Below are 25205 nucleotides of genomic sequence, written 5' to 3' on the forward strand. Positions count from 1 at the left end.
CCGACGTCGCCGCATCGGGGCCGCGTCCGCGGCCCGCGGTGTCAGAGGACGGCGGCGGCGCGCGCCGCGCGGCGGCCGAGCCACACGTCGAGCAGGTAGTACAGGTAGCCGACGCCGACGAGGGCGACGGTGAGGCCGACGATCCACAGCGCGACGCCGCCCACGCCGTGCACGTCGACGTTCATGAACGGGTAGGGGTAGACGGTGCCGCCGCCGAACCGTCCGCCCAGCGCACTGTAGACGAACGCGAACGCGAGGTACGCGTAGGCGGGAAGGGCCCACAGGAACGGGTCGTAGCCGCGCACCTTCCCCTTCGGCACGAACAGCAGCCAGTCCACGATCACCAGCACCGGCGTGATGATGTGCACGAGGTTGTCGGTCAACGTGAACGGCTCGTACGTGCCGGGCTGCTCGAAGGTCGATGGCACCAGCACGATCAGGTAGATGAGCATCGTGACCGTGATCGCCATCATCACGGCCGCCGACCCGCGCGCCGACGGCGTCGAATACCCGGTCCAGCCGTCGGCCTGGGCGTCGCGGATGGTCACGAGCGCCGAGGCCACCATCCATCCCAGGCACAGCACGTTGCTGAGCACCGTGTAATACAGGAACGCCGCCCAGGTCGGCTCCGCCGTGAGCAGGCCGGAGACCCGCGCGATGCCGACGAGGATCGCGAACGACGCGAGGGCCCGGTAGAAGAAGGCGAGTCCGCGGAAGCTCAGCACCATGCGCACATGCTAGGGCCGGGCGACCCGATCAGTGCGGAGCGTGGTACTCGGCTTCGCCGCGCTTCCAGTAGCCCTTCACGACGACCTGCTCGGCAGGCAGTCCCCAACGCTCGAGCAGGAGCGCGCGGCCCGGCTTGACGATCCCCTGCTCGGCGGCGACGAAGCCGAACACGTCTCCGCCGGGAAAGTCCGCGGCGCCGAGGCCGTCGAGAGCCGCGGCCAGCGTCGATCCGGATGCCGCCGCACCGCGGTGCAGGTGTGTCACGGTGACGCCGGGCGGGGTCTCGATCGGGAGCTCGTGCGCGGCGTCGTCGACCTCGATGAGGATGCGGCCGACCGCGTCGGCGTCCATGAGGTGGGTGAACCGGCGCATCGCGGGGACCGCGGTCTCGTCGCCGGCGAGGAACCAGGCTCCCGGCCGGCCCGAGACGACCATCGAGCCGCGCGGTCCGCCGATGCCGGCGAGGCTGCCGAGGTCGGCGGTCGCCGCCCAGGGGGCCGCGACACCGTCCGCGCCGTGCACGGCGAACTCGAGATCGAGCCAGCCCTCGGCGGGGTCCCACGCGAGCGGCGTGTACTCGCGGCTCGGTGCCGCCCGCAGCTCCTCGACCGTTCCCGGCACGGTGTCGGGGAAGAAGATCCGGATGTGGTCGTCGCAGCCGGGGGAGTCGAAGCCGACGAGGTCGGCGCCCACAAGTCGCACCCGCACGTAGTCCGGCGTGAGCCATTGCCGTGCCGCGAGGTGCACCGTGCGGAACCGCAGGTCGAGACCGCGGCGCTCCAGCCGGAAGGAGGGGGTGTGTGAAGGCGCCGACTTGACCTGATTCATGAAGGGTAGGCTAACCTACCCTCGACCGGAGCGGGCCCCTCCGGTCGCCAACTCCCACTGCACACATCACCGGAAGAGACATCTCTGCGCATGAAGACGACACGACCCCTTTTGGCCCTTCCCATCGCCGCGGCGCTCGCCCTCACCGGCTGCGCGTCGACGGCCGCTCCGGCCGCGACCGAGAGCGCCGCCGACGAACCCACGTCGGTCACGGTCACCGACAACCACGGCGAGCAGACCGTCGCGCTGCCCCCGAAGGCCGTCGTCGCCACCGACAACCGCACGATCACGGTGCTCGACAGCTGGGGCATCGACGTCGTCGCCGCCCCGCTGGACATCTTCCCGGCCGGCCTCTCCTACAAGGAGGAGGGCTCCGAGACCATCAACCTCGGCAACCACGGCGAGCCGAACCTCGAGGCCGTCGTCGCCGCCGACCCCGACCTCATCATCAACGGACAGCGCTTCGCCTCGTATTACGGCGATTTCCAGACGCTCGTCCCCGACGCCACGATCGTCGAGCTCGACCCGCGCGAGGGCGAGCCGTTCGACGAGGAGCTCAAGCGCCAGGTCACCGTGCTCGGCGAGATCTTCGGCAAGCAGGACGAGGCGGCGAAGCTCGTCGCCGACTTCGAGGAGGCCGTCGACCGCGTCACCGCCGCCTACGACGACCAGCAGACGGTCATGGCCGTGATCACCTCGGGCGGCGAGATCAACTACGCCGCGCCGACGACCGGTCGCACCCTCGGCCCCGTGTTCGACATCCTGGGCCTCACCCCGGCGCTGAGATCCGACGGCTCCACCGACCACCAGGGCGACGACATCTCGGTCGAGGCCATCGCCGCGTCGAACCCCGACTGGATCCTCGTCATGGACCGTGACGCCGGCGTGAGCGCCAACACCGATGAGGCGTACACCCCCGCGACCGACCTCATCGGCGGGTCCGAGGCGCTGCAGAACGTCAACGCCGTGACGGCGGGCAACATCGTCTACATGCCGGCGGGCACCTACCTGGACGAGGGCATCGTGACCTACACGACCTTCTTCAACACCCTCGCCGACGCGCTCGAGAGCTGAGCGATGGTCCTCGGCCGGCAGCGGCTGTTCACATGGCCGCTGCTGGTCGGGATCGCCGTCGTCGCGGCCCTCATCGCCCTCTCCCTCTCGGTCGGCGTCTACGACGTGTGGGGGGAGGCCGACGGCGGCGAGATGTTCGCGATCACCCGCATCCCGCGCACGGTCGGACTCATCCTCGCCGGGGCGGCGATGGCGATGTGCGGGCTGGTCATGCAGCTGCTCACCCAGAACCGCTTCGTCGAGCCCACCACGACCGGCACCACCGAGTGGGCGGGCCTCGGGCTGCTGCTGGTGATGGTGCTCTTCCCCGACGCTCCGATCATGGTGCGGATGCTGGGGGCGGTCGTGATGGCCTTCGTGGGGACGATGCTGTTCTTCCTCTTCCTGCGCCGGGTCATGCTGACCTCGTCGATCATCGTCCCGATCGTCGGGATGATGCTGGGCGCCGTCATCGGGGCGATCTCGACCTTCATCGCCCTGTCCACCAACCTGCTGCAGAGCATGGCGATCTGGTTCACCGGATCGTTCACCTCGGTGCTGCGCGGGCAGTACGAACCCCTGTGGGTCGTCCTCGTGGTGGTCGTCGCGGTGTTCGTCGTCGCCGACCGGTTCACGATCGCGGGACTCGGCGAGGAGGTCGCCACCAACGTGGGCGTGGACTACCAGCGGGTCGTGCTCATCGGCACGGCGCTGATCGCCCTCGCATCGGGGGTGGTGACCGTCGTCGTCGGGAACCTGCCCTTCCTCGGCCTCATCGTCCCGAACATCGTCTCGATGATCCGCGGTGACGACCTGCGTTCGAACCTGCCGTGGGTGGCCCTGGGCGGCATCGCCCTCATCACCGCGTGCGACATCCTCGCCCGCGTCGTCAACATGCCCTTCGAAGTGCCCGTCTCGCTCATCCTCGCGATGGTCGGCTCGGTCGTGTTCATCACCCTCCTGCTGAGGCAGCGCCGCCGTGCCTGATTCCGTCTCCGTCTCCACCGCCCCCGGCCGCCCGGCATCCGTCCGCCGCTCGGGGCCGTTCGCGACGTCCGCCCTCGCGCGGCGCTACCTGCTCACGATGATCGCGCTCGCGGTGCTCGCCGTCGCCGTCGCCGCCGGCATCCTGGGCTGGGACAACCCGGCGCCCGTCGGCAGCGACGGGTTCTGGCGCATCGCGCAGCTGCGGGTGACGAGCGTCGTGGTGATCCTCGTCGTCGCCTTCTGCCAGGCCGTCGCGACGATCACGTTCCAGACGGTGACCGGGAACCGCATCGTCACGCCCTCCCTCATGGGCTTCGAGTCGCTGTACACCGCGATCTCGACGTCGGCGATATTCTTCTTCGGCACCGCCGGCGCCCTCATGGTGCAGGGGGTCGCCGCCTACCTGCTGCAGGTCGCCGTCATGCTCGTCTTCTCGGGCATCCTGTACGGCTGGCTGCTGTCGGGTCGCTACGGCAACGTGCAGATCATGCTGCTGATCGGCATCATCCTGGGCGGCGCGCTCGCGGCGTTCTCGACGTTCCTGCAGCGGCTGCTCACCCCGACCGAGTTCGACCTGTTGACGGCCCGCCTCATCGGCAGCGTCGCCAACGCCGATGCGACCTACCTGCCGATCGCCGTGCCGCTGGCCGCCGTCGCCGTCGCCGCGCTGTGGTGGGGCGGCGGCAGGCTCAACGTGCTCGCGCTCGGCAGGCCCGTCGCGTTGGGGCTCGGGTCGCCGCAGCGGCGCGACACGATCCTGGCGCTGCTGATGGTGTCGATCCTGATGGCCGTATCGACCTCGCTCATCGGCCCGATGACGTTCTTCGGCTTCCTCGTCGCGATGCTCACCTACCAGTTCGTCGAGTCGTACGACCACCGGCGCATGTTCGCGATGTCGTTGCTGATCGGGTTCGTCGTGCTCGCCGGGGCGTACTTCGTGATGAAGCACGTGTTCTACGCCGCGGGCTCGGTCGGCATCATCATCGAGATCGTCGGCGGCACCGTCTTCCTCCTCCACCTGCTGCGAAAGGGGCGACTGTGATCTCGCTCACCGGCGTCGAGAAGCGCTACACGACCGAGGTGCGGATCGGCCCGATCGACCTCGACCTGCCCGCGGGTGGCATCACGGCCCTCATCGGTCCGAATGGCGCCGGCAAGTCGACCCTGCTCACGATGATCGGGCGCCTTCTCGAGGCGGATGCCGGGTCGATCTCGGTGGCCGGCCACGACGTCGCCGCGACGAAGTCGCGGGAGCTCGCGAAGGTCGTCGCCATCCTGCGCCAGGAGAACCACTTCGTGACACGGTTGACGGTGCGCCAGCTGGTGGGGTTCGGCCGCTATCCGCACTCCCGGGGCCGGCTCACGGTGCAGGACGAGGCGATCGTCGACCGCTCCATCGACTTCCTCGGCCTGGACGGACTCGAGGGCCGCTACCTCGACGAGCTGTCGGGAGGTCAACGGCAGCGGGCGTATGTCGCGATGGTGCTCGCGCAGGACACCGACTACGTGCTGCTGGACGAACCGCTCAACAACCTCGACATCCAGCATGCGGTGCAGATGATGCGCCACCTGCACCGTGCCGCGACCGAGCTCGGCCGCACGATCGTCGTCGTGCTGCACGACATCAACTTCGCCGGCCACTACGCCGATCGGGTCTGCGCCATGAAGGACGGTCAGGTCGTCGCCTTCGGCACGCCCGACGAGATCATCCGCGGCGACGTGCTGACCGACATCTTCGACACCCCGGTCGAGGTCGTCGACGGGCCGCGCGGGCGGCTCGCCGTCTATTACTGACGCGGCGCGGTCCGTCGCGGGGGTGCGACGCGCGTCGGTCAGAGCTGGGCGCCGTCGTCCCACGGATCGTCGAGTCCCGGCGTCCTGCCGCGCCACGATTCGTACGCGATGAGCCAGCCGATCGACACCAGCACCGCCAGCGCGAGACCCAGCCACACGCTCTGCAGCACGAGCCCGACGACGATGCCGACCGAGAAGAGCACGATCGTCCCGACGAGCCAGCCGATGCGGCCGCGCGGCCATCCCCGGTGCGGTTCGTCGGGCAGATCCATCGGGTCGGTCATGTCCCCCAGCCTACGGACGGCCCGTCGGCTGCGGGCCGCGCCACTCACGCCGCGTTGAGGGCGACCATCCAGTCGACGCCGAACCGGTCGGTGACCATGCCGAAGCGCCCGCCCCACGGCGGGGTCTCGTAGGGGAGGGTGATCTCGCCGCCGTCGGCCAGCGAATCCCATACCGCCTGCAGGCGGCCCTCGTCCTCGCCGCTGATCGACACGGCGAAGCCGGCCGGCGCCTCGTAGGGCATCGACGACGGCACATCAGAGCCCATGAGCACGAGACCGTCATCGGTCGTCAGCTGCCCGTGCATGATCAGGTGCGCCTCGCCCTCGGGGATGCCCATGTCGGGGAATCCGGTGAAGTCGTCCAGCTGCAGCTCACCGCCGAGCACCGACTGGTAGAACTCCATCGCCTCCCGTGCGTCGCCGCGGAAGTTGAGGTACGGGTTGAGGTTCATCACACGCTCCTGTCGTCGCCTGTGGTCAGTGTGACCGGGGGCTCCGACACCCGCAAGAGGGCGGCGTGCTCACCGGCCCCGGTGGTCCTCCGGCGCCAAGCGCGCACCGCGGCGCGGCTCGCGCGCGCCGCTCAGCCCGATGAGGCGGATCACCCGCTGGCGGTGGCCCGCCCACGGCGCGAGCAGCTCCAGCATCCCGTCGTCGTCGACGCGACGACCGGTCAGCGCGAAGCCCACCTCGTGGGCGACGTGGTAGTCGCCCACGCTCACGGCATCGGGGTCGCCGTACGCGCGGATGCGGGTCTCGGCGCCGGTCCACACGCCGACGCCCGGGAGGCTCGTGAGCACACGATCCCGCGCGACACCGTCGGTCGCGCCGTCCATCGCGCGCTCGATCGACCCGCGACGGCCCGCTGCGGCGACGATCGTGCGGGACTGCGGCGGCTCGAGACCGGCGCGATGCCACGTCCAGCTGGGGATCGCGCGCCAGTCCGCGGGCGGCGCGAACATGGGCCGCGGCGTCGGTCCGGGGGCGCGCTCGCCGCACCACGTGAGGATCGACCGCCAGGCGCCGAACGCCTGCAATCCGGTGACCTTCTGTTCGAAGATCGCGCTCACGAGGGCGTCGAAGACGAGGTCGGTGGCGCCGAGGCGCAGGTCGGGGTGGCGGTGATGGGTGGCGGCGATGAGGGGATGTCGCGCCGCGTCGAACCCGTCGGGGTCGTCGTGCGCGCCGCACAGGCGCGGCAGCTGCGCGAGGGCCCAGTCGGCGCCGGGGCCCCAGGCTGCGGCACGGACGCCGTGGTGCTCGGGGCGCAGAGCGAGGGTCGCGATGCCGTCGGGGGTGCGGCTGACACGCCAGATGACACCGGCCGCGACGATCATGCTCGGATCGTGCGCGCCGCGGCGTTGGTAGCCGATCGCCCGGGCCGCGTCGATCGGGCTGCGCGGCCGGTACACCGTCTCGAGGGGAGGCGCGACGATCGGCCGCGGGTCGCGCGATGCCGGGCTTGCACCGGGGAGCCTGCGGGCGGCCGGTGCCACCGGCATCCGTCCCCGCGCTCCCGTCATGCCGTCACCCTACGTCAGCCCCACCGACATCCGCTGCGCCCACCCGTCGGCTGCGGGCTCGCATTTCGCTCACCAGTCGCTTGCGGCGACCTGGGTGCGGCGGAAATGGCCGTTCCTGCCTGGTGAGCCGCGGCCCCCTGCGCTCACCAGTCGCTTGCGGTGGGCCGGGCGGCGCGGGGCTCGCCGTTCCCGCCTGGTGAGCCGCCGCCCCGCGCTCACCAGTCACTTGTGGCGGCCTACGCGGAGCCGGAGCCGCCGTTCCTGACGGCGGAAGGCGAGCGGATGTGGTCAGAAGCGGTCGGGGGAGGGGGTGCCGTGGCCGTAGCGGATGACGACGTCGGCGTGGCGGTCGAAGCGGTAGCCGATGCCGCGCACGGTGCGGACGATGTCCTCGTAGCGTCCGAGCTTGGAGCGCAGGCGCCGCACGTGCACGTCGATCGTGCGCTCGCCGGGGACCTCGTCCTCGTCGGCGTGGCTCCACAGCGACGAGACCAGCTCGGTGCGCTCGATCGTGCGGCCCTCGCGCAGCACGAGGTACTGCAGCAGCTCGAACTCCTTGAACGTCAGCGCGGCGGTCTCGCCGTCGATGTGCACGCGTCGGCGCGAGATGTCGATCTCGACGCCGCCGGGAGCCCGATCCTCCTCGGGCTGCTCGGCCTTGGTGCGGGCGACCGCCCCGGGCTCGTGCAGCGCGAGGCGCACGACGTCGACGTCGCGGCCGCCGGCGGCGGTGGGCGCCAGGGCGACGGTGGCGTAGGTCTCGGCGTGCGGCGCGAGGTCGGCGATCGTGCGGCGCAGTGCCTCGACGATCGTCGACAGCGAGACGCCGTCGACGGCGGCCTTCACTTCGTCGAGGCCGACGTACAGGGCGAAGCCGCGGGGCGCGGTGCCGGCGGGCAGCTGACGCGACCCGGTCGGCGCGGCGGGTGCGGTGGCGTCGATGTCCTCGACGGCGTGCAGGTGGCGGGGGGCGGTGGGCTGGGCGAGGAGAGCGGTGTTCGACATTGCGAGAAGTCCTTGGAGGAGGGAACCCGGGCGGTTCGCCGAGAGCGGGTTCGGTGCGTTGCGTTCGGGCCCGAATCGGGCCGTGGGTGTGCGAGCTGTCCGGCATCCACGTTGTGGGCGGTGCGGTGCTCGAGGGGTGCGGCGTCCGGCTTCGAGTGGTGTCTCAGAAGCGGGCGCACCCGGCGGGATTCACCGTCAGTGGCACATTCGGCAACACATGGCAACGCGCGGCATGATGATGCCGGCAGTTCCGTTCGCCTCCCGGGCGGACAGAGTGCGTGCGTTGTCAGTCATGGGTGCGATTATGACGAACCGTGTCCGTTCGTGTCAAACGGGACGGATGCCGCGGCCCCGGTGTGACGCCCTGTTACGGCGCCGATGTCGGTGGGCGGGCGTAACGTGTGGGCATGAGCGGTTTCACGTTCGCGAACGAACCCGACGCGTCCCGGTACACCCTCCATAAAGGATCAGACCTCGTCAGCGTGCTCGATTACCGCGACGACGGACGCACCGTCGCGATGACCCGTGCCTACACGATCCCGACGTTCCGCGGCCACGGGTACGCCGGTGAGGTCGTCGCCCGAGCCGTCGCCGAGATCGCCGAACGCGGCGACCGCGCCGTCAGCCCGGTGTGCTGGTACGTCGCCGACTGGTTCGACGCGCACCCCGAGCACGGCGATCTGCTGGCCCGCCGCGCGGGCTGAGCGGCTACTCCGGCATCCGCGACCCGTCAACCCCCTGCATCCGGCACCGCGGCGCGGGTGAGACTGGCACCCCATCGAAGGAGGAGCCATGTCACGCGAAGAGCTTCCCGACGGCGTTGTCGACGCCGCACCGTCCGGCGGGTGGACCGGGGCCGCAGCCGGAGAACCGCCGGCCGCCGGCGACGACCTGCCCACCCTCGCCGGCCAGGAGGTGGAGGATGCCGCCGCCCGCGAGACCGACGCTGCCCCGGCGCCCGCGCCCGACGGCGACCCGGTCTCGGACCCGTTCGTCGAGAGCGCCGAGATACAGCAGGGGATGGACCCCGACATCGCGGTCCACTCCGAGACCTCGACCGACAGAGACCCGGAATGAGCACGCAAGACGAGCCCGCCCAGGAGCAGAACGTCGCCACCGATGCCGAACGGCTGGACGGCATCCTCGCGCAGACCCGCGCGGATGTCGGGGGAGAGGACACGAGCGTCGTCGCGACGGCGCTGCGTCGGCGTCTCGACGACGTCGGCCTCGATATCGACGCGGCGGAGATCGACCGTCTCGTCGCCGAGATCGCCGGCTGACCGCTCACCTCGAGGGGCGGATGCGGACGCCCGCCGTGTCAGCGCGCTGCCAAGAAGGCGAGCATGCGCCGTGCCGCCGGCTCGGCATTGCGGATGAGGGTCTCGTGCCCGTGGCCCGCGATGACGGCGATCTCGGCATCCGGCAGCAGCGCGACGACCTCGTCGCACCAGCGCTGCGGGCACACGAGGTCTCCGCCCCCGCGCAGCACCAGCGTCGGCGCCTGCACGCGCGGGTAGGCGCGCTCGGGCCTGTGGGCCAGCATGGCGTGGAGCTTTCGCCGCAGGTTCGGGCCCGCCCGCAGGTATTCGCGCGCCCCCAGCCACAGCACCCGCGGGCTCTCGCCCAGCAGATCGGCGCCGAGCCGGGCGAGCTGCGGGACGGCGCATCGCCGACGTCGGTCGACGGTCGGGGCGACCAGCACCACCCGGGCGACCGATCGCAGATGCCTCGCCGCGAGTTCGGTGACGACCTGCGAGCCCATCGAATGCCCCACCGCGACGACCGGCGCGCGCCCGGTGCTGCGCAGGTACGCCGCCAGGAGGTCGGCCAGCCGCTCCATCGTCGGAGTGCGCGGCGGTTCGGGCGCCTCGCCGTATCCCGGCAGATCCACGGCGATGACCCTGCCGTGCGGCGCCAGCAGCGTCGTCAGGTCGGCGAACACCTTGCGTCCCATCCCGATCCCGTGCACGAGCAGGAAGACCGTCGACGAAGCAGGGTCGCCGTGCTCCTCGACGATGATCGTCGCGCCGTCGTGGGTGAACGTCGAGGTCGGCGCGTCGGGCATCCCCTCAGCGTAGATCCGCGGGACCCGCGGCCCGTATCCCGCGTCGCGGGCATAGCCTGAAGACGATGAGCGCTCCGAACACAGCCAGCATCCCCCTCGATCACGGTCAGCGCTGGCGGGCGTTCTGGGTGTGCGTGTCGGTGGCGGCGCTGACGATCCTCGACCTCAGCAAGGTGAACGTCGCCCTGCCGTCGATCGAGAAGGCGCTGGGAGCGGCGTCCACCGAACTGCAGATCGTCGTCTCCGGCTACGTGCTCATGTTCGGACTCGCCCTCGTGCCGTTCGGGCGCCTCGGTGACCAGCGCTCCCGCAAGCGGCTGTTCCTGGTGGGGCTCACGCTGTTCGCCGCCGCGAGCGTCGTGTGCGCCCTCGCGCCGACCGCCGAGGTGCTCATCGCGGGACGGCTCCTGCAGGGGCTCGCCGCCGGCATCCAGATGCCGCAGGTGCTCGGCACGATCCAGCAGATCTTCACCGGCAAGGAGCGCGGCCGCGCGTTCGGCCTGTTCGGCGCGACGATCAGCGTCGCCACCGCCATCGGCCCGACCCTCGGCGGCCTGCTGATCGCCGTCGGCGGCGACCAGGACGGTTGGCGCTGGATCTTCTGGATCAACGTCCCGCTGTGCCTGCTCGTGATCGCGGGCGTTGTGTGGCTGCTGCCGCGCACGCGCCGCCCGGTGCCGGGTCGGGTGCAGCTCGACCCGGTCGGCCTCCTGCTGTTCGCGCTCATGATCGTGACGCTGATGTGGCCGTTCCTGTTCACGACGGGCTCCCCCGACGACGACCCGCGCCGCTGGTGGACCCTCGTGCTGTTCGCCGTGTTCGCGGCCGGTTTCGTCGCCTGGGAGCGCCGGTATGCGGCATCCGGACGCGCCCCGCTGATCCCGTTCTCGCTGTTCCGCATCCCGTCGTTCCGCAACGGCACGCTCATCGTGACGACGTACTTCACGGCCATTCCTGCGCTGTTCCTGCTGACGACCCTCTTCCTGCAGCTGGGGGTCGGGCTGCCGCCCGTGTTCGCCGGGATGGTGTCGATCGGCTTCGCCGTCGCCAGCGCGATCTCGAGCTGGATCGGCGGCAACCTCATCGGCCGGTTCGGGAGGCCGCTCGTGGTCTGGGGGCTCGGCGTCGTGCTCGTCTCGACGGTCACGCTGGCCGTCGTCGCCTACCTCGCCCCGGTCGGGATCGTCGCCTACGCCATGGCCGGCGTCTATGTCGTCGCGGGCGCCGGCGCGGGCCTCGTCGTGGCCCCGAACCAGGCGCTCACTCTCGCGGAGATCCCGACGCGCGAGGGCGGACTGGCGGGATCCGTCGGCCAGCTGGGACAGCGCATCGGCACGGCGGTCGGCACCGCCGTGGGGCTTTCCCTCTTCTACGCGGCGATCTACCGAGACGAGGCCGCGGGCGCGCACGGCATCGACGTCTACCACGATGCCTACGCCTACGGGATGGTCGCCGTCGCCCTGTTCGTCGCCGTCGCGTTCCTGCTCGGCGTCGTCGACCTCGCCTCCCGGCGGCGTTCGCGCGACTGAGCACGGGGCGCGGCATCCGTGGCACACAGCGTGGGCGGCGGCGAGGTCGCCGAGCCATGTCACACGACGCGCCGCGCGGAAGCCGCCGAACCCGCAGTTCGCGTGACACGCCGATGGCGCATGTCACACGAACGGCCGCTGCGGATGCTGTGGACCCGCACTTCGTGGGACATGCGCTCCGTCGGGCGGATGCCGGGGGCGCGACGTCGGCCGGGTGTCGGGTCGCGGTTCGGCGTCGGTGGGGCGTCCGTCGGGCGCCCGGTCGCGGGTTCTCCCGGCGGGCCGCCCCGTCGATGTCGGAGGCCGCTCGTACCGTGGTGGGCATGCGGATCCTGCACACGAGCGACTGGCACATCGGGCGCACCTTCCACGGGCACTCGACGCTCGACGCGCTCCGCATCGTGCTGGACCGGCTCGTAGACGAGGTCCGCGCCCGAGCCGTCGACCTCGTCATCGTCGCCGGCGACGTGTTCGACTCCGCCACGCCGGCCGCCGCCTGTTACACGCTGCTGTCCGACACGCTCCGCGCGCTCGCCGACACGGGCGCGCGCGTGGTCGTCACGAGCGGGAACCACGACTCCGCGGCCCGCCTCGGCTTCCAGGCCGGACTCCTCCGCGACGGCATCCACGTGCTCACCGACCCGGCCTCCGTCGCCGACCCGGTCACGATCGACGACGCCGACGGGCCCGTGCACGTGTACGGCATCCCGTTCCTCGAGCCGGCGCTGCTGCGGCACGACTGGCCCGGGGTGCGCACGCAGCAGGATGCGCTCGGCCACGCGATGGAACTCGTCCGCGCCGACCTCGCCGTCCGCGGCGGACGCTCCATCGCCGTCGCCCACTGCTTCGCCGCGGGCGTCGAGCCCACCCCGCACCTCGAGCGCGACATCCAGCAGGGCGGCCTCGACATCGTTCCGCTCGCCGCATTCGAAGGCGTCGATTACGCCGCGCTCGGCCACATCCACGGGCGCCAGCAGCTCGCGCCGCACATCCGCTACTCGGGTGCGCCGCTGCACTACAGCTTCGGCGAGGGCGACAAGCCGCGCGGGGCGTGGATCGTCGACATGGATGCCGACGGCGGCACGTCGTCGGAGTGGCTCGCGCTGCCGGTGCCGCGGCGCCTGGTGACGTTGCGCGGCGCGCTCGACGACCTGCTGCACGGCGACGCGCACGCGGGTGCCGAAGACGCCTGGGTGAGCGTCGAGTACACCGACGACCTGCCGCAGCGCGACCCCCTGCGGCGCCTGCAGGAGCGGTTCCCCTTCTGCGCGAAGGTCGTGCACTCGCCGACCGTCGTGCCCGTCGCCGAGAGTCGCACCTACGCCGACCGCGTGCGCGCCGCCCGTACCGACGCCGAACTCGTCGACGCCTTCCTCGTGCACGTGCGCGCCGGGGAGGGACTCAGCGCGGCCGAGGCGGAGGTGCTGGCCGAGGTCCAGGGCGACCGCATCCGCGTCGAGGCGCTCGCGTGAAACTCCACCGCCTCGACCTCACCGGATTCGGCCCGTTCCGGGACACCCAGACCGTCGACTTCGACGCGTTCGACGCCGACGGACTCTTCCTCATCTCCGGGCGCACCGGCGCCGGCAAGTCCAGCATCCTCGACGGCGTGAGCTTCGCCCTCTACGGCAGCGTGCCGCGCTACGACGGCGGAGAGCGGCGGCTGCGCAGCGACCACTGCGACGACGCCGATCCGACCTGGGTGCGGCTGGAGTTCACGGTCGGTGGCCGACGCCTCCGCGTCACCCGGGCGCCCGAGTACGATCGCCCCGCCAAGCGCGGGTCGGGGCTGGTCACTGAGCCGACGAGCGCCGAACTCGAAGAACTGGTCGGCGGGAGCTGGATCGGGATCGCGGCGAAACCGCGGGAGGTCGGCATCGAGCTCTCCGAGGTGCTCGGGCTCTCGGCGGTGCAGTTCCAGCAGGTGATCCTGCTCGCGCAGAACAAGTTCTCGCGCTTCCTGCTCGCCACGGGCGACGAACGGCAGGCGCTGCTGCGCACGCTGTTCGACACGAAGCGCTTCGCGACGTACGAGGCCGAACTCGAGGAGCGACGCAAGACGGCCCAGCGGGAACTCGACGCCGCGGGGGAGCGCGTCGGAGTTCTGCTCGAACAGGTCGAGCGCCTCATCTCCGACAATCACCTCGACGGGTCCGGCATCGACGACGCCGATCGACCCCCCGCACTCGACCTCGCCCGTCGACGCGTGCTCGCCGAGGCCGCGCAGCAGCGCGCCGATTACCGCGTCGACACCGCCGTCGACGCGCGAGCGCGTGCCGAAGCCGACGCTGTGGCGGCGGCATCCACCCACACCGAGTACGTGGCGAGGGCGAAATCCGCGACCGAATTGGAGCGGCTGCGGGAGCGGTTCACGCAGCTCGAAAGCGGGCAGAGTGCGATCGCCGACGACCGGCGACGAGTGGAGGCGGCACTCGCCGCGGAAGCGCTCCGGGCGCCGCTGGACGCCGCGACGCGCGAACGGCGCACCTACGCCGCCGCCGTCGCGGACGCCGACGAAGCCGCGCGCGTGTGGCGGTCCGTCGCGCCCGACGAGGCCGAGCAGGTGGCAGGGGCGATCGACCGGCTGACCGGCGAAGTCGCGGTGGCCGGCGCGGCGCTCGCGCAGGAGAAGGCACTGGTCGACGATCTCGCAGAGCTCGCCCGGCACACGGATGCCCTCGCACACCTCGACGTCGAGACGCGGGCGAACGACGACGCCCGTGCCGCGATCCCCGCCGAGCGGGCGGCGCTCGAAACGCGCCTCGCCGCCGCTCGCGCGGCCGCCGCCCTCGCCGACGGCGCGCGGGAACGCCTCTCGGCCGCCGAGACGATCGTCGTCGCCGCCGCCGAGCGCGACCGGCTCGCGCCGTTGCTGGCGAGCGCCGAAGCCGCCTACCTCGCCGCCAGCGCGCGCGCCAGCGACGCATCGCAGGCCGTCACGCGTCTGCTGCAGCGTCGGCTGTCGGGGATGGCGGGAGAGATCGCCGCCTCACTCGTCGACGGCGAGCCGTGCCCGGTCTGCGGGGCCGCAGCGCATCCGCACCCCGCCGCTCCCGCCGGCGACCCGATCACCGACGCGCACCTCGCCGAGGCCGAGAGCGAGCGCGAGACCGCGGCCGGTGCCGAGAAGGCCGCCGCCGACGAGGCCCGCGGGCTGCGGGAGCTCGCCGCTGCAGCAGCGGCCGTCGCCGGCGACGTGACGGTGGCCGCCCTGCGTGCGACTCGCGACGCGGTCGCCGCCGAGGTCGACGCCGCCGAGGCCGCCCGGCGGGAGTCCGACGACCTGTCGGCGTCTCTCGCCGCCTGCGACGCCCGGGCCGCCGCGCTCGCCTCCACGCACGACGAGCTGACGACGCTGCGCACCGCGCTCGTCGACGCGCTGAGCGCGGTGCGTACGCGCGTCGAGGGCGCACGGGCCGACGTCGACCGGGCGCGTGGGGAAGCGGCATCCGTCGCCGATCGGATGTCGATGCTGACCGAGCTGCTTGAGACCGCACGTGCCGCGCACGCGGCCGCCGAACGGAAGGCGGAGCGCACGCGCGCTCGCGACGCCGCGATCGCCGACCTCGACCGGCGGATCGACCAGTCGCCGTTCTCCGACGCCGAGGCGGCCACCGCCGCCCTCGTCGCGCCGGAGGAGCGTCGCGCTCTCGAGGAGCGCGTGTCGGCCTACGACGTCGAGATCCGTGCGACGCGGGAGCGTCTCCTCGAGTTGGAGCTCGAGCTGAGCGGTCGGGAGCTGCCGCCGGGCGCGCTCGACGACGCGGCCGAGGCGGCCCGCCTCGCCGACGAGGCGCGGGCGGCGGCGATCGCCGGCCAGCGCGACGCCGAGCGGACCGCGGGCGACCTGCGCGACCAGTTGGCGCGCGTAGGCGCGGCGTTCGACACCGCGGCGACGGCGACCGAGGAGGCGGCCGTCGTCATCCGGTTCGCCGACACCGTCGCCGGCCGGGCTCCGAACACGCGGCGCATGGACCTCGAGACCTTCGTGCTCGCCGCCGAACTCGAAGAGATCGTCACCGCCGCCAACCTGCGCCTCACCGAGATGTCGTCGGGGCGCTACACGCTGCACCACTCCGACGCGAAGGAGTCGCGCGGTCGCGCGTCGGGCCTCGGGATCGACGTGCTCGACGCCCACACCGGCCGTCGCCGGTCGCCGCATTCGCTCTCGGGCGGCGAAACTTTCCTCGCCTCGCTCGCGCTCGCCCTCGGGCTGGCCGAGGTCGTCACGCATCGCGCCGGCGGGCTGCGCCTGGACACCCTGTTCGTCGATGAGGGCTTCGGTTCGCTCGACCCCGAGACCCTCGACCTCGCCATGCGCACGCTCGACGAGCTACGCGCCGGCGGCCGCACCGTCGGACTCATCAGCCACGTGGAGGCCATGAAGGACCAGGTGCCCGCTCAGTTGATCGTCGAGGCCGGTGTGAACGGCCCTAGCCGCATCCGCCAAGACGTCGCCGCCGACGCCTGACCCCGGTGTTGCACCTCCGGGACGAGGGCGTGTCACACGAAGTGCGGGTCCACAGCTTCAGCACCGGCCGTTCGTGTGACATCCGCCGTCGCCGTGTCACGCGAAGTGCGGGTTCGGCAGCATCCGCACGGCACATTGTGTGACATGGCTCGGCGGTCTCGCAGACCGGTCAGCTGCCTCCGGTGATGATCCCGATGATGCCGGAGATGAGCAGGTACGCGCCGATGCCGCCGACGACCACCCAGATCGCGACGCGCCCGGGAGAGGGGCGCTTGTCTTCGGGCTCGAGGCTCATCCCCCGAGCGTACCCGTCGCATCGCGGCGGTTTTGCACGCCGCATTCCGTGCAGTGCACGCCCGCGTTGGGCCAAGATGGAGCCACGACGTCGGATCGAGGAGTGAGTGCCATGACGCTGAACACCGTCGCCCTGGAGACCCCCGCCGGGATCTCGGCCCGCCTGGGTTGGGACCCGGGAACCACGATCCACGATCGTCGCCGCATCATCGCGAAGGAACTCATCGCCGCCAAGCTCGGTTGCGATGTCACCGACATCCGCATCGAGCGCGAGGCTCCGCGCGGATTCGGGTATCACACGCGCCTCATCGCCTCCCGCGACGGCGCGGAGCTGCCGATCGCGATCATCACGGCCAGTTACCGCGCCGCGACGGTCGTCGCGATCGCCGATCCCGGGCTGCCGATCGGCATGGACATCCGCGACATGACCCCCGACCCGGCCGATGTGCGCCAGATGCAGAAGCACTCGCACTTGCCCAACGAGGAGAACATCCCCGACCTACTCGACCACTGGGTGCGCGTGCAGGCCGTGCTCGAGGCCGACGGTCGCGGCGTGCGCGTCGCCCCCGACCACGTGCGCCTGGATGCCACCCGGCACCGCGGCTGGCTGCCCGATCGGAAGATGAAGTACACGCTCGTCGACGCCTCCCGCGACAGCTGGCTCATCACGATCGCCTACGGCACGCTCCCGACCGCCTGACGCGCGCTCGGGGCGCGACCGCGACACGACCCACCACCCGACACGCGGGTCGACCCCGCGCGGACTCAGTCCGCCGCGAGCGCCGCGTCGAGCTCGGCGAGCCACACGGCCGGGTTCCCGTCCGACGGTGCCCGCCAGTCGCCGCGCGGCGACAGCGACCCCGCAGGCAGCACCTTCGGTCCGTTCGGGATCGCGGTGCGCTTGAACTGGGCGAACCCGAAGTAGCGCTGCAGGAACACCCGCAGCCAGCGCACGATCTCGTCGCGGTCGTAGCCGAACCGCTCGTCCGCGGGGAATCCGGGCGGCCAGGCACCGTCATCCGGGTCACGCCACACGCGCTCGGCCAGGAATGCGATGCGCGAGGGGCGCATGCCGAAACGCAGCACGTGGAACAGGCTGAAGTCGTGCAGGGCGTACGGCCCGATGGTGTCCTGCGTCGACTGCACCTTTCCGTCCTGCCCCGCCGGCACCAGCTCGGGGCTGATCTCGGTGTCGAGTACCGACTGCAGCACGGCCTTGGCGGCATTCGTCAGCGACGTTCCGTCGTCGTCGCTGTGTGCGATCACCCACCGGATGAGGTGCTGGATCAACGTCTTCGGCACACCCGCGTTGACGGCGTAGTGGCTCATCTGGTCGCCGACGCCGTACGTCGCCCAGCCGAGGGCGAGCTCGGACAGGTCGGAGGTGCCGATCACGATGCCGCCGTGCCGGTTCGCCAGCCGGAAGAGGAAGTCGGTGCGCGCACCCGCCTGCACGTTCTCAAAGGTGACGTCGTAGACCGGCTCGCCGTCGGCGAAGGGATGCCGGATGCCGCGCAGCAGCTCGCCTGCCATCGGGCGGATGTCGATCGTCTCGACGGTGGCGCCGATCGCCTCGGCGAGGGCCAGCGCGTTGGACTTGGTGTGGTCGCTCGTGGCGAACCCGGGCATCGTGTACGCGAGGATGTCGCTGCGGGGACGGCCCATGCGGTCCATCGCGCGGGCGACGACGAGGAGGGCGTGCGTCGAGTCGAGTCCGCCGGACACACCGATCACGGGACGCGGCTGACCGATCGCGCGCAGCCGCTGCTCGAGACCGGACACCTGGATGCTGAACGCCTCGTAGCAGTCCTGGTCGAGTCGTGCCGGATCGTCGGGGACGAAGGGGAACCGGTCGAGCGGGCGACGGATGCCGACATCCTCGGCGGGAGGGTCGAGCCGGAAGGCGATGGTGGTGCCCGCGGCCCAGCGTTCGGCGCGGTTGTCGTCGAACGTGCCCTGGCGCAGCCGGTCCTGACGGAGCCGGTCGAGGTCGACGTCGGCGACGCTGCGACGGGCGCCCTCGGGGAAGCGCTCCGTCTCGGCAAGCAGTGTGCCGCCCTCGTAGATCATGGTCTGCCCGTCCCACGACACGTCGTTCGTGGACTCGCCCTGCCCAGCCGCGGCGTACGCGTATGCGGCGAGGCAGCGTAGCGACTGCGACTGCGCGAGCAGGTGGCGGTCGTCGGCGCGGGCGACGGTGATGGGGCTGCCCGACAGGTTCAGCAGCACGGTGGCGCCCGCCAGCGCGGCCAGCGACGAGGGCGGGACCGGCACCCACATGTCTTCGCAGACCTCGGCGTGCACGACCAGTCCGGGCACGTCGCTCGCCTCGAACAGCAGGTCGGTTCCCACCGGCACGTCGACGTCGCCGAGCATCACCGAGGTCGGCGCCTCGCCGCCGGGCGCGTACCAGCGGCGCTCGTAGAACTCGCGATAGGTGGGGAGGTACGACTTCGGCGCGACCCCGAGGATCTTGCCGCGCTGGATGACGACGGCCGTGTTGTACAGCCTCGAGCCGATCAGCAGGGGGGCGCCGACGACGAGCAGGGGACGCAGCCGGGCCGATGCGAGGCGGATACGCTCGATCTCCGCGCGTACGGCGTCGAGCACGACGTCCTGCATCACGAGGTCGTCGATCGCGTACCCGGTGAGGCACAGCTCGGGGAAGACCGCGACGGCGACGCCGTCGTCGTGGCAGGCGCGGGCGGCGTCCAGCACGGCATCCGCGTTGCGGGTCGGGTCGGCGATCGCGATCGGGATGGTGCACGCCGCGATGCGCGCGAACCCGTGCCGGTAGATGCTCTCGAACGGAAGGGCTTCGCTCACCCGTCCAGTCTGTCAGTCCCGGGTGGGGCCCGGGCGAGCGGCCGGCGTCAGCCAGGCGATGTCGACGGCCCCGGATATGGTCGGAGGGCGAAAGGGGACCTGTGCGGTACATCGAGGACGAGGGTCGGATCGTCTGGAGCGCGAGCGATCTGAAGGCCGCGGCCGAATGCGAGTTCGCGTGGTTGCGGGCGATCGACGCGAAGCTCGGGCGGGTGACGGCCGTCGTCGACCCCGACGACCCGACCCGCGAGCGTGCGGGACGGCTCGGCACACAGCACGAACTGCGCGTGCTCGCCGACTATCGCGCCCGACTCGGCGACGCGGTGGTCGAGATCGCCGAGACGCGGTCATCGGATGCCGCGGCGCTCGCGTCCGCGGTCGAGGCGACGCGTGCGGCGCTCGCCGACCCCGCCGTGCAGGTCGTGTACCAGGCGGCGTTCTCGACGGACGAATTCGTGGGCTTCGCCGACTTCCTGGTGCGCGACGACAGCGGCGCATGGCTCGTGCAGGACACGAAACTCGCCCGGCACGCCCGCGTCACGGCGCTCATGCAGCTCGCGGCATACGTCGACCAGCTGGATCGGCTGGGGGTGCGTCGGGCCGACACGGTGGAGCTGCTGCTCGGCGACGGGGAGCGCTCGGTCCACGCCGTGCGCGATCTGCTGCCGGTGTACGAGCTGCGCCGAGCGCGTCTGCGCGCCCTCATCGCCGACCGCGACCTCGCCTCCGGTGCCCCCGGAACCCCGCTCGCGTGGGGCGACGAACGCGGCGACCTGCGCGTCGTCGCATGCGGCCGTTGCGCCACGTGCGACGTGGAGGTCGTGGCGCACCGTGATCTGCTGCTGGTCGCGGGTATCCGTCCGGTCCAACGCGACCGGCTGCGCGCGGCCGGCATCCGCACGATCGACGCTCTCGCCGCCGCTAGCGAGGCTCCCGAGCGCATGTCGTGGGACACGTTCTCGGGTCTGCGCACCCAGGCACGACTGCAGCTCGAGTCCCCGGCCGGGGGCGTGGGGGACGCCTCTGCCGAGCTCGTCGCGACGGAGTCGGACCCGGGCGGCGTCGCGGTGCCGGTGCCGACGTACTCCGTGTTCTTCGCGAAGGCGTTGGGCGCGCTGCCGCGGCCCGACCACGCGGACCTCTTCTTCGACTTCGAGGGCGACCCGCTCTACATGGAGGGGCCGGCCGCGCAGGGTGCGCTGTGGGGGATCGACTACCTCTTCGGCTGGGTCGACACCCGCGAGCAGTACTCCGCACTGTGGGCGCACAGTTTCGCCGACGAGAAGCAGGCCCTCATCGACTTCATCGCCGCCGTGACGTTGCGTCGCCGCACGCATCCCGGCATGCACATCTACCACTACGCGCCGTACGAGCCGACGCATCTGCTCGCGATGGCGGCGCGGCACGGCGTGTGCGAGGCCGAGGTCGACCGACTGCTGCGCGATGGTGTGTTCGTCGACCTCTACCCGATCGTGCGGCGCGCGCTGCGGGTGGGCTCCCGGTCGTACTCGATCAAGAAGCTCGAGCCGCTCTACATGGGCTCGGACGTGCGCACGAGCGACGTGCAGCGCGGCGACGACTCGATCGTCAAGTACGTCGAGGCGCGGGAACTCCTCGCGGCCGGCGACGAGGAAGCCGGCCGGAAGATCCTCGACGACCTCGCCGACTACAACCGCTACGACTGCGTCTCGACGCTGCGCCTGCGTGACTGGCTCGTCGAACGGGCGAAGGAGGCGAACCTCGGGCCCACGATCGACGGCGAACCCGACGAGCGCGCCTACGAGCCGTCCCCCCGGGCGGATGCGCTCAACCGGCTGGCGGCCGCGGAGCCCGACACCGGGTCCGGTGTCGCCGCATCCGCCGCGCTGCGGCTGGGTGCCGCGGCGATCGACTACTACCCGCGCGAGGTGAAGACCTTCTGGGCGACGCACTTCCTCCGGCTGCGCGAACCGGTGTCGGTGTGGGAGGACACGCGCGACGTCGTGGTCATCGACCGTGACGCCAGCCGGGTGCTCACCGACTGGCATCTGCCGGAAGGCGGTCGCGCGCAGCGGCGCATCGTCGAACTGCGCGGCGAGGTGGCGCCGGGAACGCGATTGAGCGTCGACGGCCAGCCGTTCGCGCTGTACGAGCTGCCCACGCCGTTCCCGTCGGAGCCGCGCGCGCGGTGGATCCACGGTGCGCGCACCGTGCGCGTCGTCGACGTGCTCGACGACGGTGCCGTGGTCGAGGAGGCCTCCGTGCAGGGGTTCACCTGGACCGAGCTCCCGCTCGCGCTCACACCACCCGCGCCGCCGCTGGCGGGCAGCCAGCAGGCGGCGATCGACGAATGGGCCGACGGGGTGATCGCCGGCACGCCGTCGCTACCCGCCGACCCCGCGACCGACCTGCTGCTGCGACGCCCGCCACGCACCGGCGCGGGTGCGCTCACGCGGGGCGGCGTCGACGACGTGGCCGACATCGCGGCGACACTCCTCGACCTCGACCGCAGCTACCTCGCGGTGCAGGGACCGCCGGGAACCGGCAAGACCTACGTCGGATCCCACGTCGTCGCGCATCTCGTGCGTGAGCGCGGGTGGAAGGTCGGCGTCGTCGCGCAGTCGCACGCCGTCGTCGAGCACATGCTCGAGCGGATCGTGGCCGCAGGCGTCCCGAAGGCACAGGTCGCCAAGGCCCCCAAGGGGCCGGCGACGGGCGCCGAGTGCTTCACGGCGATCGCGAAGACCCAGCTCGCGGCCTACATCGCCGATCAGCCCTCCGGGTTCGTCGTCGGCGGCACCGCGTGGGACTTCAGCCATGCCGGGCGCGTCGCGCGGGGCGGACTCGACCTGCTCGTCGTCGACGAGGCGGGTCAGTTCTCGCTGGCCTCCACGATCGCCGTGTCGGTCGCGGCGTCACGACTGCTGCTGCTCGGCGACCCGCAGCAGCTCCCGCAGGTCAGCCAGGGTACCCACCCCGAGCCCGTCGACACCTCCGCCCTCGGCTGGGCGGTGGACGGAGCCGCCGTCATCCCCGACGACCGGGGCTTCTTCCTGGCGCACACTAGGCGGATGCGGCCCGAAGTCGCCGCGCCCGTCTCCGAGCTGTCGTACGAGGGACGCCTGGACGCCTGGCACGGCACCGCCGACCGGCATCTCGCCGGCGTCGCCCCCGGTGTGATCCCCGTACCCCTCGGACACAGCGGGAACGCCACGCAATCGCCGGAGGAAGCCGCCGTCGTCGTCGAGCTCGTCCGCGATCTGCTGGGCCGCGCGTGGCTCGGCGACGCGGGGGTCGCGCCCCGCCCCCTCGGGCAGGACGACATCATCGTGGTGACCCCGTACAACGCTCAGCAGGTGCTCGTCGAGGAGGCGCTCGTCGCCGCCGGATTCGATGCGGTCCCGGTGGGCACCGTCGATCGGTTCCAGGGGCAGGAGGCGGTCGTCTCGATCGTGTCGCTCGCGGCATCCTCGGGTCGGGACGCGCCGCGCGGCCTGGAGTTCCTGCTGCTGCAGAACCGGCTCAACGTCGCGATCTCCCGCGCCATGCACACCGCGTTCGTCGTGCATTCGACGGGGCTGCTCGACGACCTGCCGCGCACCCCGGACGGGGTCGCGCGTCTGTCGGCGTTCGCGCGCCTCGTGCGGGCCTGACCGCGGCTCAGTGCGGGGCGACGCGCGCCGGTGATGCGCCGCCCTCGCTGAAGCTCGGCCGCTTTCCGAAGAGCTTGCCGATGAGCAGCACGATCCCGACGACGATGAGTCCGAGGGCGAGACCGGCGATGGCCGAGACGATCGTGTCGCCGAGCCACACGACGATCGCGCCGAGCGGTTCGAGGGCGTGCTCGATGCCGTGGATGAACGCGCCGAGGAATTCGACGCCGACCTCGGCGAGGTTCGCGATCACGAGGTGGCCTCCGACCCACAGCATCGCGACGGTGCCGATGATGCTGATGACGCGGAACACGGCCGGCATCGAGCGGACGATCCGGGTGCCGGTGTGACGCACCCGCTGCTCAGGGCTCTTCGCCATCCGCAGACCGATGTCGTCGAGTTTGACGAGCAGGGCGACGGCGCCGTAGACGATGCCCGTCATCAGCAACGCGATGACGGCGAGCACCGCCAGGGTCATCCAGATGTCCATGCCCGACTCGAGGCTCGCCAGTGAGATCAGCATGATCTCCGTCGAGAGGATGAGGTCGGTGCGGATGGCGCCCCACACGAGCTTGTTCTCGTCGCGAGCCCCTTCGTCGTGTCCGTGCGCGAAGCCGAACCACTCGAGCACCTTCTCCGCGCCCTCGAAGCACAGGTAGGTGCCGCCGATGATCAGCAGGAACGGCAACACCCACGGGGCGAACGCCGTCAGCAGCAGGGCGATCGGGATGATGATGAGGAATTTGTTCGCGAGCGAGCCGAGCGCGATCTTCAGCACGACCGGCAGCTCGCGCGCGGGCGTCAGCCCCTGCACGTACTGCGGCGTCACGGCGGCGTCGTCGATGACGACGCCGGCGGTCTTCGCGGAGGCCTTCATGGCGGCACTGAGGATGTCATCGACGACGGCGAGCAGACCGACGGACATGGGGGCACTCCGGAGGGTGAGAGGACGGGCACTCAGGCTATCGCCCGGTCGCCGCGCGCGGCATCCGTGCCCGGAGTGTCGTGTCAGCGACGGTCGGCGAAGAAGTCGCGCAGCAGAGCGGCCGCCTCGTCGGCGCGCACCCCGGCGACCACCTCGGCGCGCACCGGCAGGCGTCGGTCGCGGACCACGTCGTACACCGAGCCGACGGCGCCCGCCTTCTCGTCCCAGGCCCCGAAGACGACGCGCGAGACGTGCGACTGCAGGGCCGCCCCCGCGCACATCACGCACGGCTCGAGGGTCACGGTCAGGGTGCAGCCCGTGAGGTTCCAGTCGCCGATCGCCGCGGCGGCGGCGCGGAGGGCGACGATCTCCGCGTGCGCGGTCGGGTCGCCGGTGACCTCGCGCAGGTTGCGCCCCTCGCCGATGACGGTGCCCCCGGCATCCGTCACGACCGCGCCGACGGGGACGTCCCCGTCTTCGGATGCCGCCGCGGCGAGCTCGAGCGCACGCGTCATGGCGCGCCGGTCGGTTTCGCTGGTCGGCAGGCTCACGCGCCCAGCGTATGCCCCGGTAGCCTGGACCCATGCGCGTGCACGTGGCCGACCACCCCCTCATCACCCACAAGTTGACCGTCCTGCGCGACAAGCGCACGCCGTCACCGGTGTTCCGCCAGCTCACCGAGGAGCTCGTGACGCTGCTCGCGTACGAGGCGACCCGTGCGGTGCGGGTGGAGGACGTCGAGATCCAGACGCCGGTGACCACGACCGTCGGCGTGCGCATCGCCGACCCGAAGCCGCTCGTCGTCCCGATCCTGCGCGCCGGGCTGGGGATGCTCGAGGGCATGGTCAAGCTCCTTCCGACCGCGGAGGTCGGCTTCCTCGGCATGGCCCGCAACGAGGAGACCTTCGAGCCGACCACCTACGCCGAGCGCCTGCCCGAGGACCTCAGCGACCGGCAGTGCTTCGTGCTCGACCCGATGCTCGCCACCGGCGGCTCCCTCGGCGCCGCGATCGACTTCCTGTTCGCCCGCGGCGCGCAGGACGTGACCGCGATCTGCATCCTGGGCGCCCCCGAGGGCGTCGCGGCGATCGAGAAGCAGGTCGGCGACCGCGACGTGACGCTCGTGCTCGGCTCGCTCGACGAGCGCCTCAACGAGAAGGGGTACATCGTGCCCGGCCTCGGCGACGCCGGCGACCGCCTCTACGGCACCGTCTGATCGGATGCCGCGCGCCGCGCGCCTGGTGTTGGTCGGCGCGCGTG

At 71.7% G+C, this 25205-nt stretch carries 24 protein-coding genes; 13 read left to right on the forward strand and 11 right to left on the reverse strand.

The window, feature by feature from the left end; translation table 11 throughout:
• Positions 1–41 precede the first annotated feature (41 nt).
• The gene (locus tag C7474_RS03670; protein ID WP_121057574.1) at positions 42–728 is read right to left on the reverse strand and encodes a Pr6Pr family membrane protein; all 687 of its coding nucleotides are present in this window, start codon (positions 726–728) and stop codon (positions 42–44) included.
• Between the two features lie 28 nt (positions 729–756).
• The gene (locus C7474_RS03675) at positions 757–1557 is read right to left on the reverse strand and encodes a siderophore-interacting protein (protein WP_121057575.1); all 801 of its coding nucleotides are present in this window, start codon (positions 1555–1557) and stop codon (positions 757–759) included.
• Positions 1558–1647: 90 nt separating this feature from the next.
• Here C7474_RS03675 and C7474_RS03680 point away from each other — a divergent pair, with 90 nt between their 5' ends.
• The 4 genes from C7474_RS03680 to C7474_RS03695 are packed head-to-tail and all read left to right on the forward strand — an operon-like array spanning position 1648 to position 5391.
• Positions 1648–2631: a siderophore ABC transporter substrate-binding protein gene (locus C7474_RS03680; RefSeq protein ID WP_121057576.1), complete on the forward strand. Its 984-nt coding sequence runs from the start codon at positions 1648–1650 to the stop codon at positions 2629–2631.
• 3 nt (positions 2632–2634) lie between these two features.
• Positions 2635–3597: an ABC transporter permease gene (locus C7474_RS03685; RefSeq protein ID WP_121057577.1), complete on the forward strand. Its 963-nt coding sequence runs from the start codon at positions 2635–2637 to the stop codon at positions 3595–3597.
• Positions 3590–4639, forward strand: a complete 1050-nt coding sequence (locus tag C7474_RS03690) for an iron chelate uptake ABC transporter family permease subunit (protein ID WP_241965083.1) — start codon at positions 3590–3592, stop codon at positions 4637–4639. Before C7474_RS03685 ends, C7474_RS03690 begins: the two co-directional genes overlap by 8 nt.
• Positions 4636–5391, forward strand: a complete 756-nt coding sequence (locus tag C7474_RS03695) for an iron ABC transporter ATP-binding protein (protein ID WP_121057578.1) — start codon at positions 4636–4638, stop codon at positions 5389–5391. Before C7474_RS03690 ends, C7474_RS03695 begins: the two co-directional genes overlap by 4 nt.
• Positions 5392–5429: 38 nt before the next feature.
• Here C7474_RS03695 and C7474_RS03700 read toward each other — a convergent pair whose 3' ends face one another.
• The 4 genes from C7474_RS03700 to C7474_RS03715 all read right to left on the reverse strand — a co-directional run bounded on the left by C7474_RS03700 (position 5430) and on the right by C7474_RS03715 (position 8203).
• Positions 5430–5675: a hypothetical protein gene (locus tag C7474_RS03700; RefSeq protein ID WP_241965084.1), complete on the reverse strand. Its 246-nt coding sequence runs from the start codon at positions 5673–5675 to the stop codon at positions 5430–5432.
• Between the two features lie 44 nt (positions 5676–5719).
• Positions 5720–6127, reverse strand: a complete 408-nt coding sequence (locus C7474_RS03705; RefSeq protein WP_121057579.1) for a VOC family protein — start codon at positions 6125–6127, stop codon at positions 5720–5722.
• Positions 6128–6196: 69 nt separating this feature from the next.
• A complete protein-coding gene (locus C7474_RS03710; protein WP_241965085.1) occupies positions 6197–7198 on the reverse strand; it encodes a DNA-3-methyladenine glycosylase family protein in 1002 nt (333 codons plus the stop codon).
• 288 nt (positions 7199–7486) lie between these two features.
• Complete coding sequence (locus tag C7474_RS03715; protein WP_121057580.1) at positions 7487–8203, reverse strand: winged helix-turn-helix domain-containing protein; 717 nt, start codon at positions 8201–8203, stop codon at positions 7487–7489.
• A gap of 407 nt (positions 8204–8610) precedes the next feature.
• Here C7474_RS03715 and C7474_RS03720 point away from each other — a divergent pair, with 407 nt between their 5' ends.
• The 3 genes from C7474_RS03720 (at position 8611) to C7474_RS03730 (ending at position 9483) form a co-directional block, all read left to right on the forward strand.
• Complete coding sequence (locus C7474_RS03720) at positions 8611–8907, forward strand: GNAT family N-acetyltransferase (protein ID WP_121057581.1); 297 nt, start codon at positions 8611–8613, stop codon at positions 8905–8907.
• A gap of 88 nt (positions 8908–8995) precedes the next feature.
• Positions 8996–9280: a hypothetical protein gene (locus C7474_RS03725; protein WP_121057582.1), complete on the forward strand. Its 285-nt coding sequence runs from the start codon at positions 8996–8998 to the stop codon at positions 9278–9280.
• On the forward strand, positions 9277–9483 hold the full coding sequence (locus C7474_RS03730) for a hypothetical protein (RefSeq protein WP_121057583.1): 207 nt from the start codon (positions 9277–9279) through the stop codon (positions 9481–9483). The genes C7474_RS03725 and C7474_RS03730 overlap by 4 nt, the downstream gene beginning before the upstream one ends.
• Before the next feature lie 38 nt (positions 9484–9521).
• On the opposite strand, the gene C7474_RS03735 is transcribed toward C7474_RS03730, so the two are convergent.
• Positions 9522–10268 carry an alpha/beta fold hydrolase gene (locus C7474_RS03735; protein WP_121057584.1) on the reverse strand — a complete coding sequence of 249 codons (747 nt, stop codon included), beginning with the start codon at positions 10266–10268 and terminating at the stop codon, positions 9522–9524.
• Positions 10269–10333: 65 nt separating this feature from the next.
• Here C7474_RS03735 and C7474_RS03740 point away from each other — a divergent pair, with 65 nt between their 5' ends.
• From C7474_RS03740 to C7474_RS03750, 3 genes are all read left to right on the forward strand, one after another.
• Positions 10334–11797, forward strand: a complete 1464-nt coding sequence (locus C7474_RS03740; RefSeq protein WP_121057585.1) for an MFS transporter — start codon at positions 10334–10336, stop codon at positions 11795–11797.
• A 323-nt stretch (positions 11798–12120) separates the two neighbouring features.
• Positions 12121–13269 (forward strand): exonuclease SbcCD subunit D, encoded by a 1149-nt coding sequence (locus C7474_RS03745; RefSeq protein ID WP_121057586.1) that lies wholly within the window; start codon positions 12121–12123, stop codon positions 13267–13269.
• Complete coding sequence (locus tag C7474_RS03750) at positions 13266–16268, forward strand: AAA family ATPase (RefSeq protein WP_121057587.1); 3003 nt, start codon at positions 13266–13268, stop codon at positions 16266–16268. Before C7474_RS03745 ends, C7474_RS03750 begins: the two co-directional genes overlap by 4 nt.
• 169 nt (positions 16269–16437) lie before the next feature.
• Here C7474_RS03750 and C7474_RS15375 read toward each other — a convergent pair whose 3' ends face one another.
• Complete coding sequence (locus C7474_RS15375) at positions 16438–16563, reverse strand: hypothetical protein (protein ID WP_277870583.1); 126 nt, start codon at positions 16561–16563, stop codon at positions 16438–16440.
• 111 nt (positions 16564–16674) lie between these two features.
• Here C7474_RS15375 and C7474_RS03755 point away from each other — a divergent pair, with 111 nt between their 5' ends.
• Positions 16675–17262, forward strand: a complete 588-nt coding sequence (locus C7474_RS03755; RefSeq protein WP_121057588.1) for a 4'-phosphopantetheinyl transferase family protein — start codon at positions 16675–16677, stop codon at positions 17260–17262.
• Between the two features lie 65 nt (positions 17263–17327).
• On the opposite strand, the gene C7474_RS03760 is transcribed toward C7474_RS03755, so the two are convergent.
• Positions 17328–19388 carry an NAD(+) synthase gene (locus C7474_RS03760; RefSeq protein ID WP_121057589.1) on the reverse strand — a complete coding sequence of 687 codons (2061 nt, stop codon included), beginning with the start codon at positions 19386–19388 and terminating at the stop codon, positions 17328–17330.
• Positions 19389–19489: 101 nt separating this feature from the next.
• Here C7474_RS03760 and C7474_RS03765 point away from each other — a divergent pair, with 101 nt between their 5' ends.
• On the forward strand, positions 19490–23020 hold the full coding sequence (locus C7474_RS03765; protein ID WP_121057590.1) for a TM0106 family RecB-like putative nuclease: 3531 nt from the start codon (positions 19490–19492) through the stop codon (positions 23018–23020).
• Positions 23021–23027: 7 nt separating this feature from the next.
• On the opposite strand, the gene C7474_RS03770 is transcribed toward C7474_RS03765, so the two are convergent.
• Both C7474_RS03770 and C7474_RS03775 read right to left on the reverse strand, forming a co-directional pair.
• Positions 23028–23945, reverse strand: coding sequence for a DUF808 domain-containing protein (locus C7474_RS03770; RefSeq protein ID WP_121057591.1), 918 nt, complete (start codon positions 23943–23945; stop codon positions 23028–23030).
• An 83-nt stretch (positions 23946–24028) separates the two neighbouring features.
• Positions 24029–24496, reverse strand: a complete 468-nt coding sequence (locus C7474_RS03775) for a nucleoside deaminase (RefSeq protein WP_277870584.1) — start codon at positions 24494–24496, stop codon at positions 24029–24031.
• A 32-nt stretch (positions 24497–24528) separates the two neighbouring features.
• On the opposite strand from C7474_RS03775, the gene upp reads away from it, so the two are divergent.
• Entirely contained in the window at positions 24529–25161 is a 633-nt protein-coding gene (gene upp, locus C7474_RS03780; protein WP_121057592.1) for a uracil phosphoribosyltransferase, read from the forward strand.
• The last annotated feature ends 44 nt before the right edge of the window (positions 25162–25205 follow it).

The organism is Microbacterium telephonicum (assembly GCF_003651225.1).
Lineage (GTDB): Bacteria > Actinomycetota > Actinomycetes > Actinomycetales > Microbacteriaceae > Microbacterium > Microbacterium telephonicum.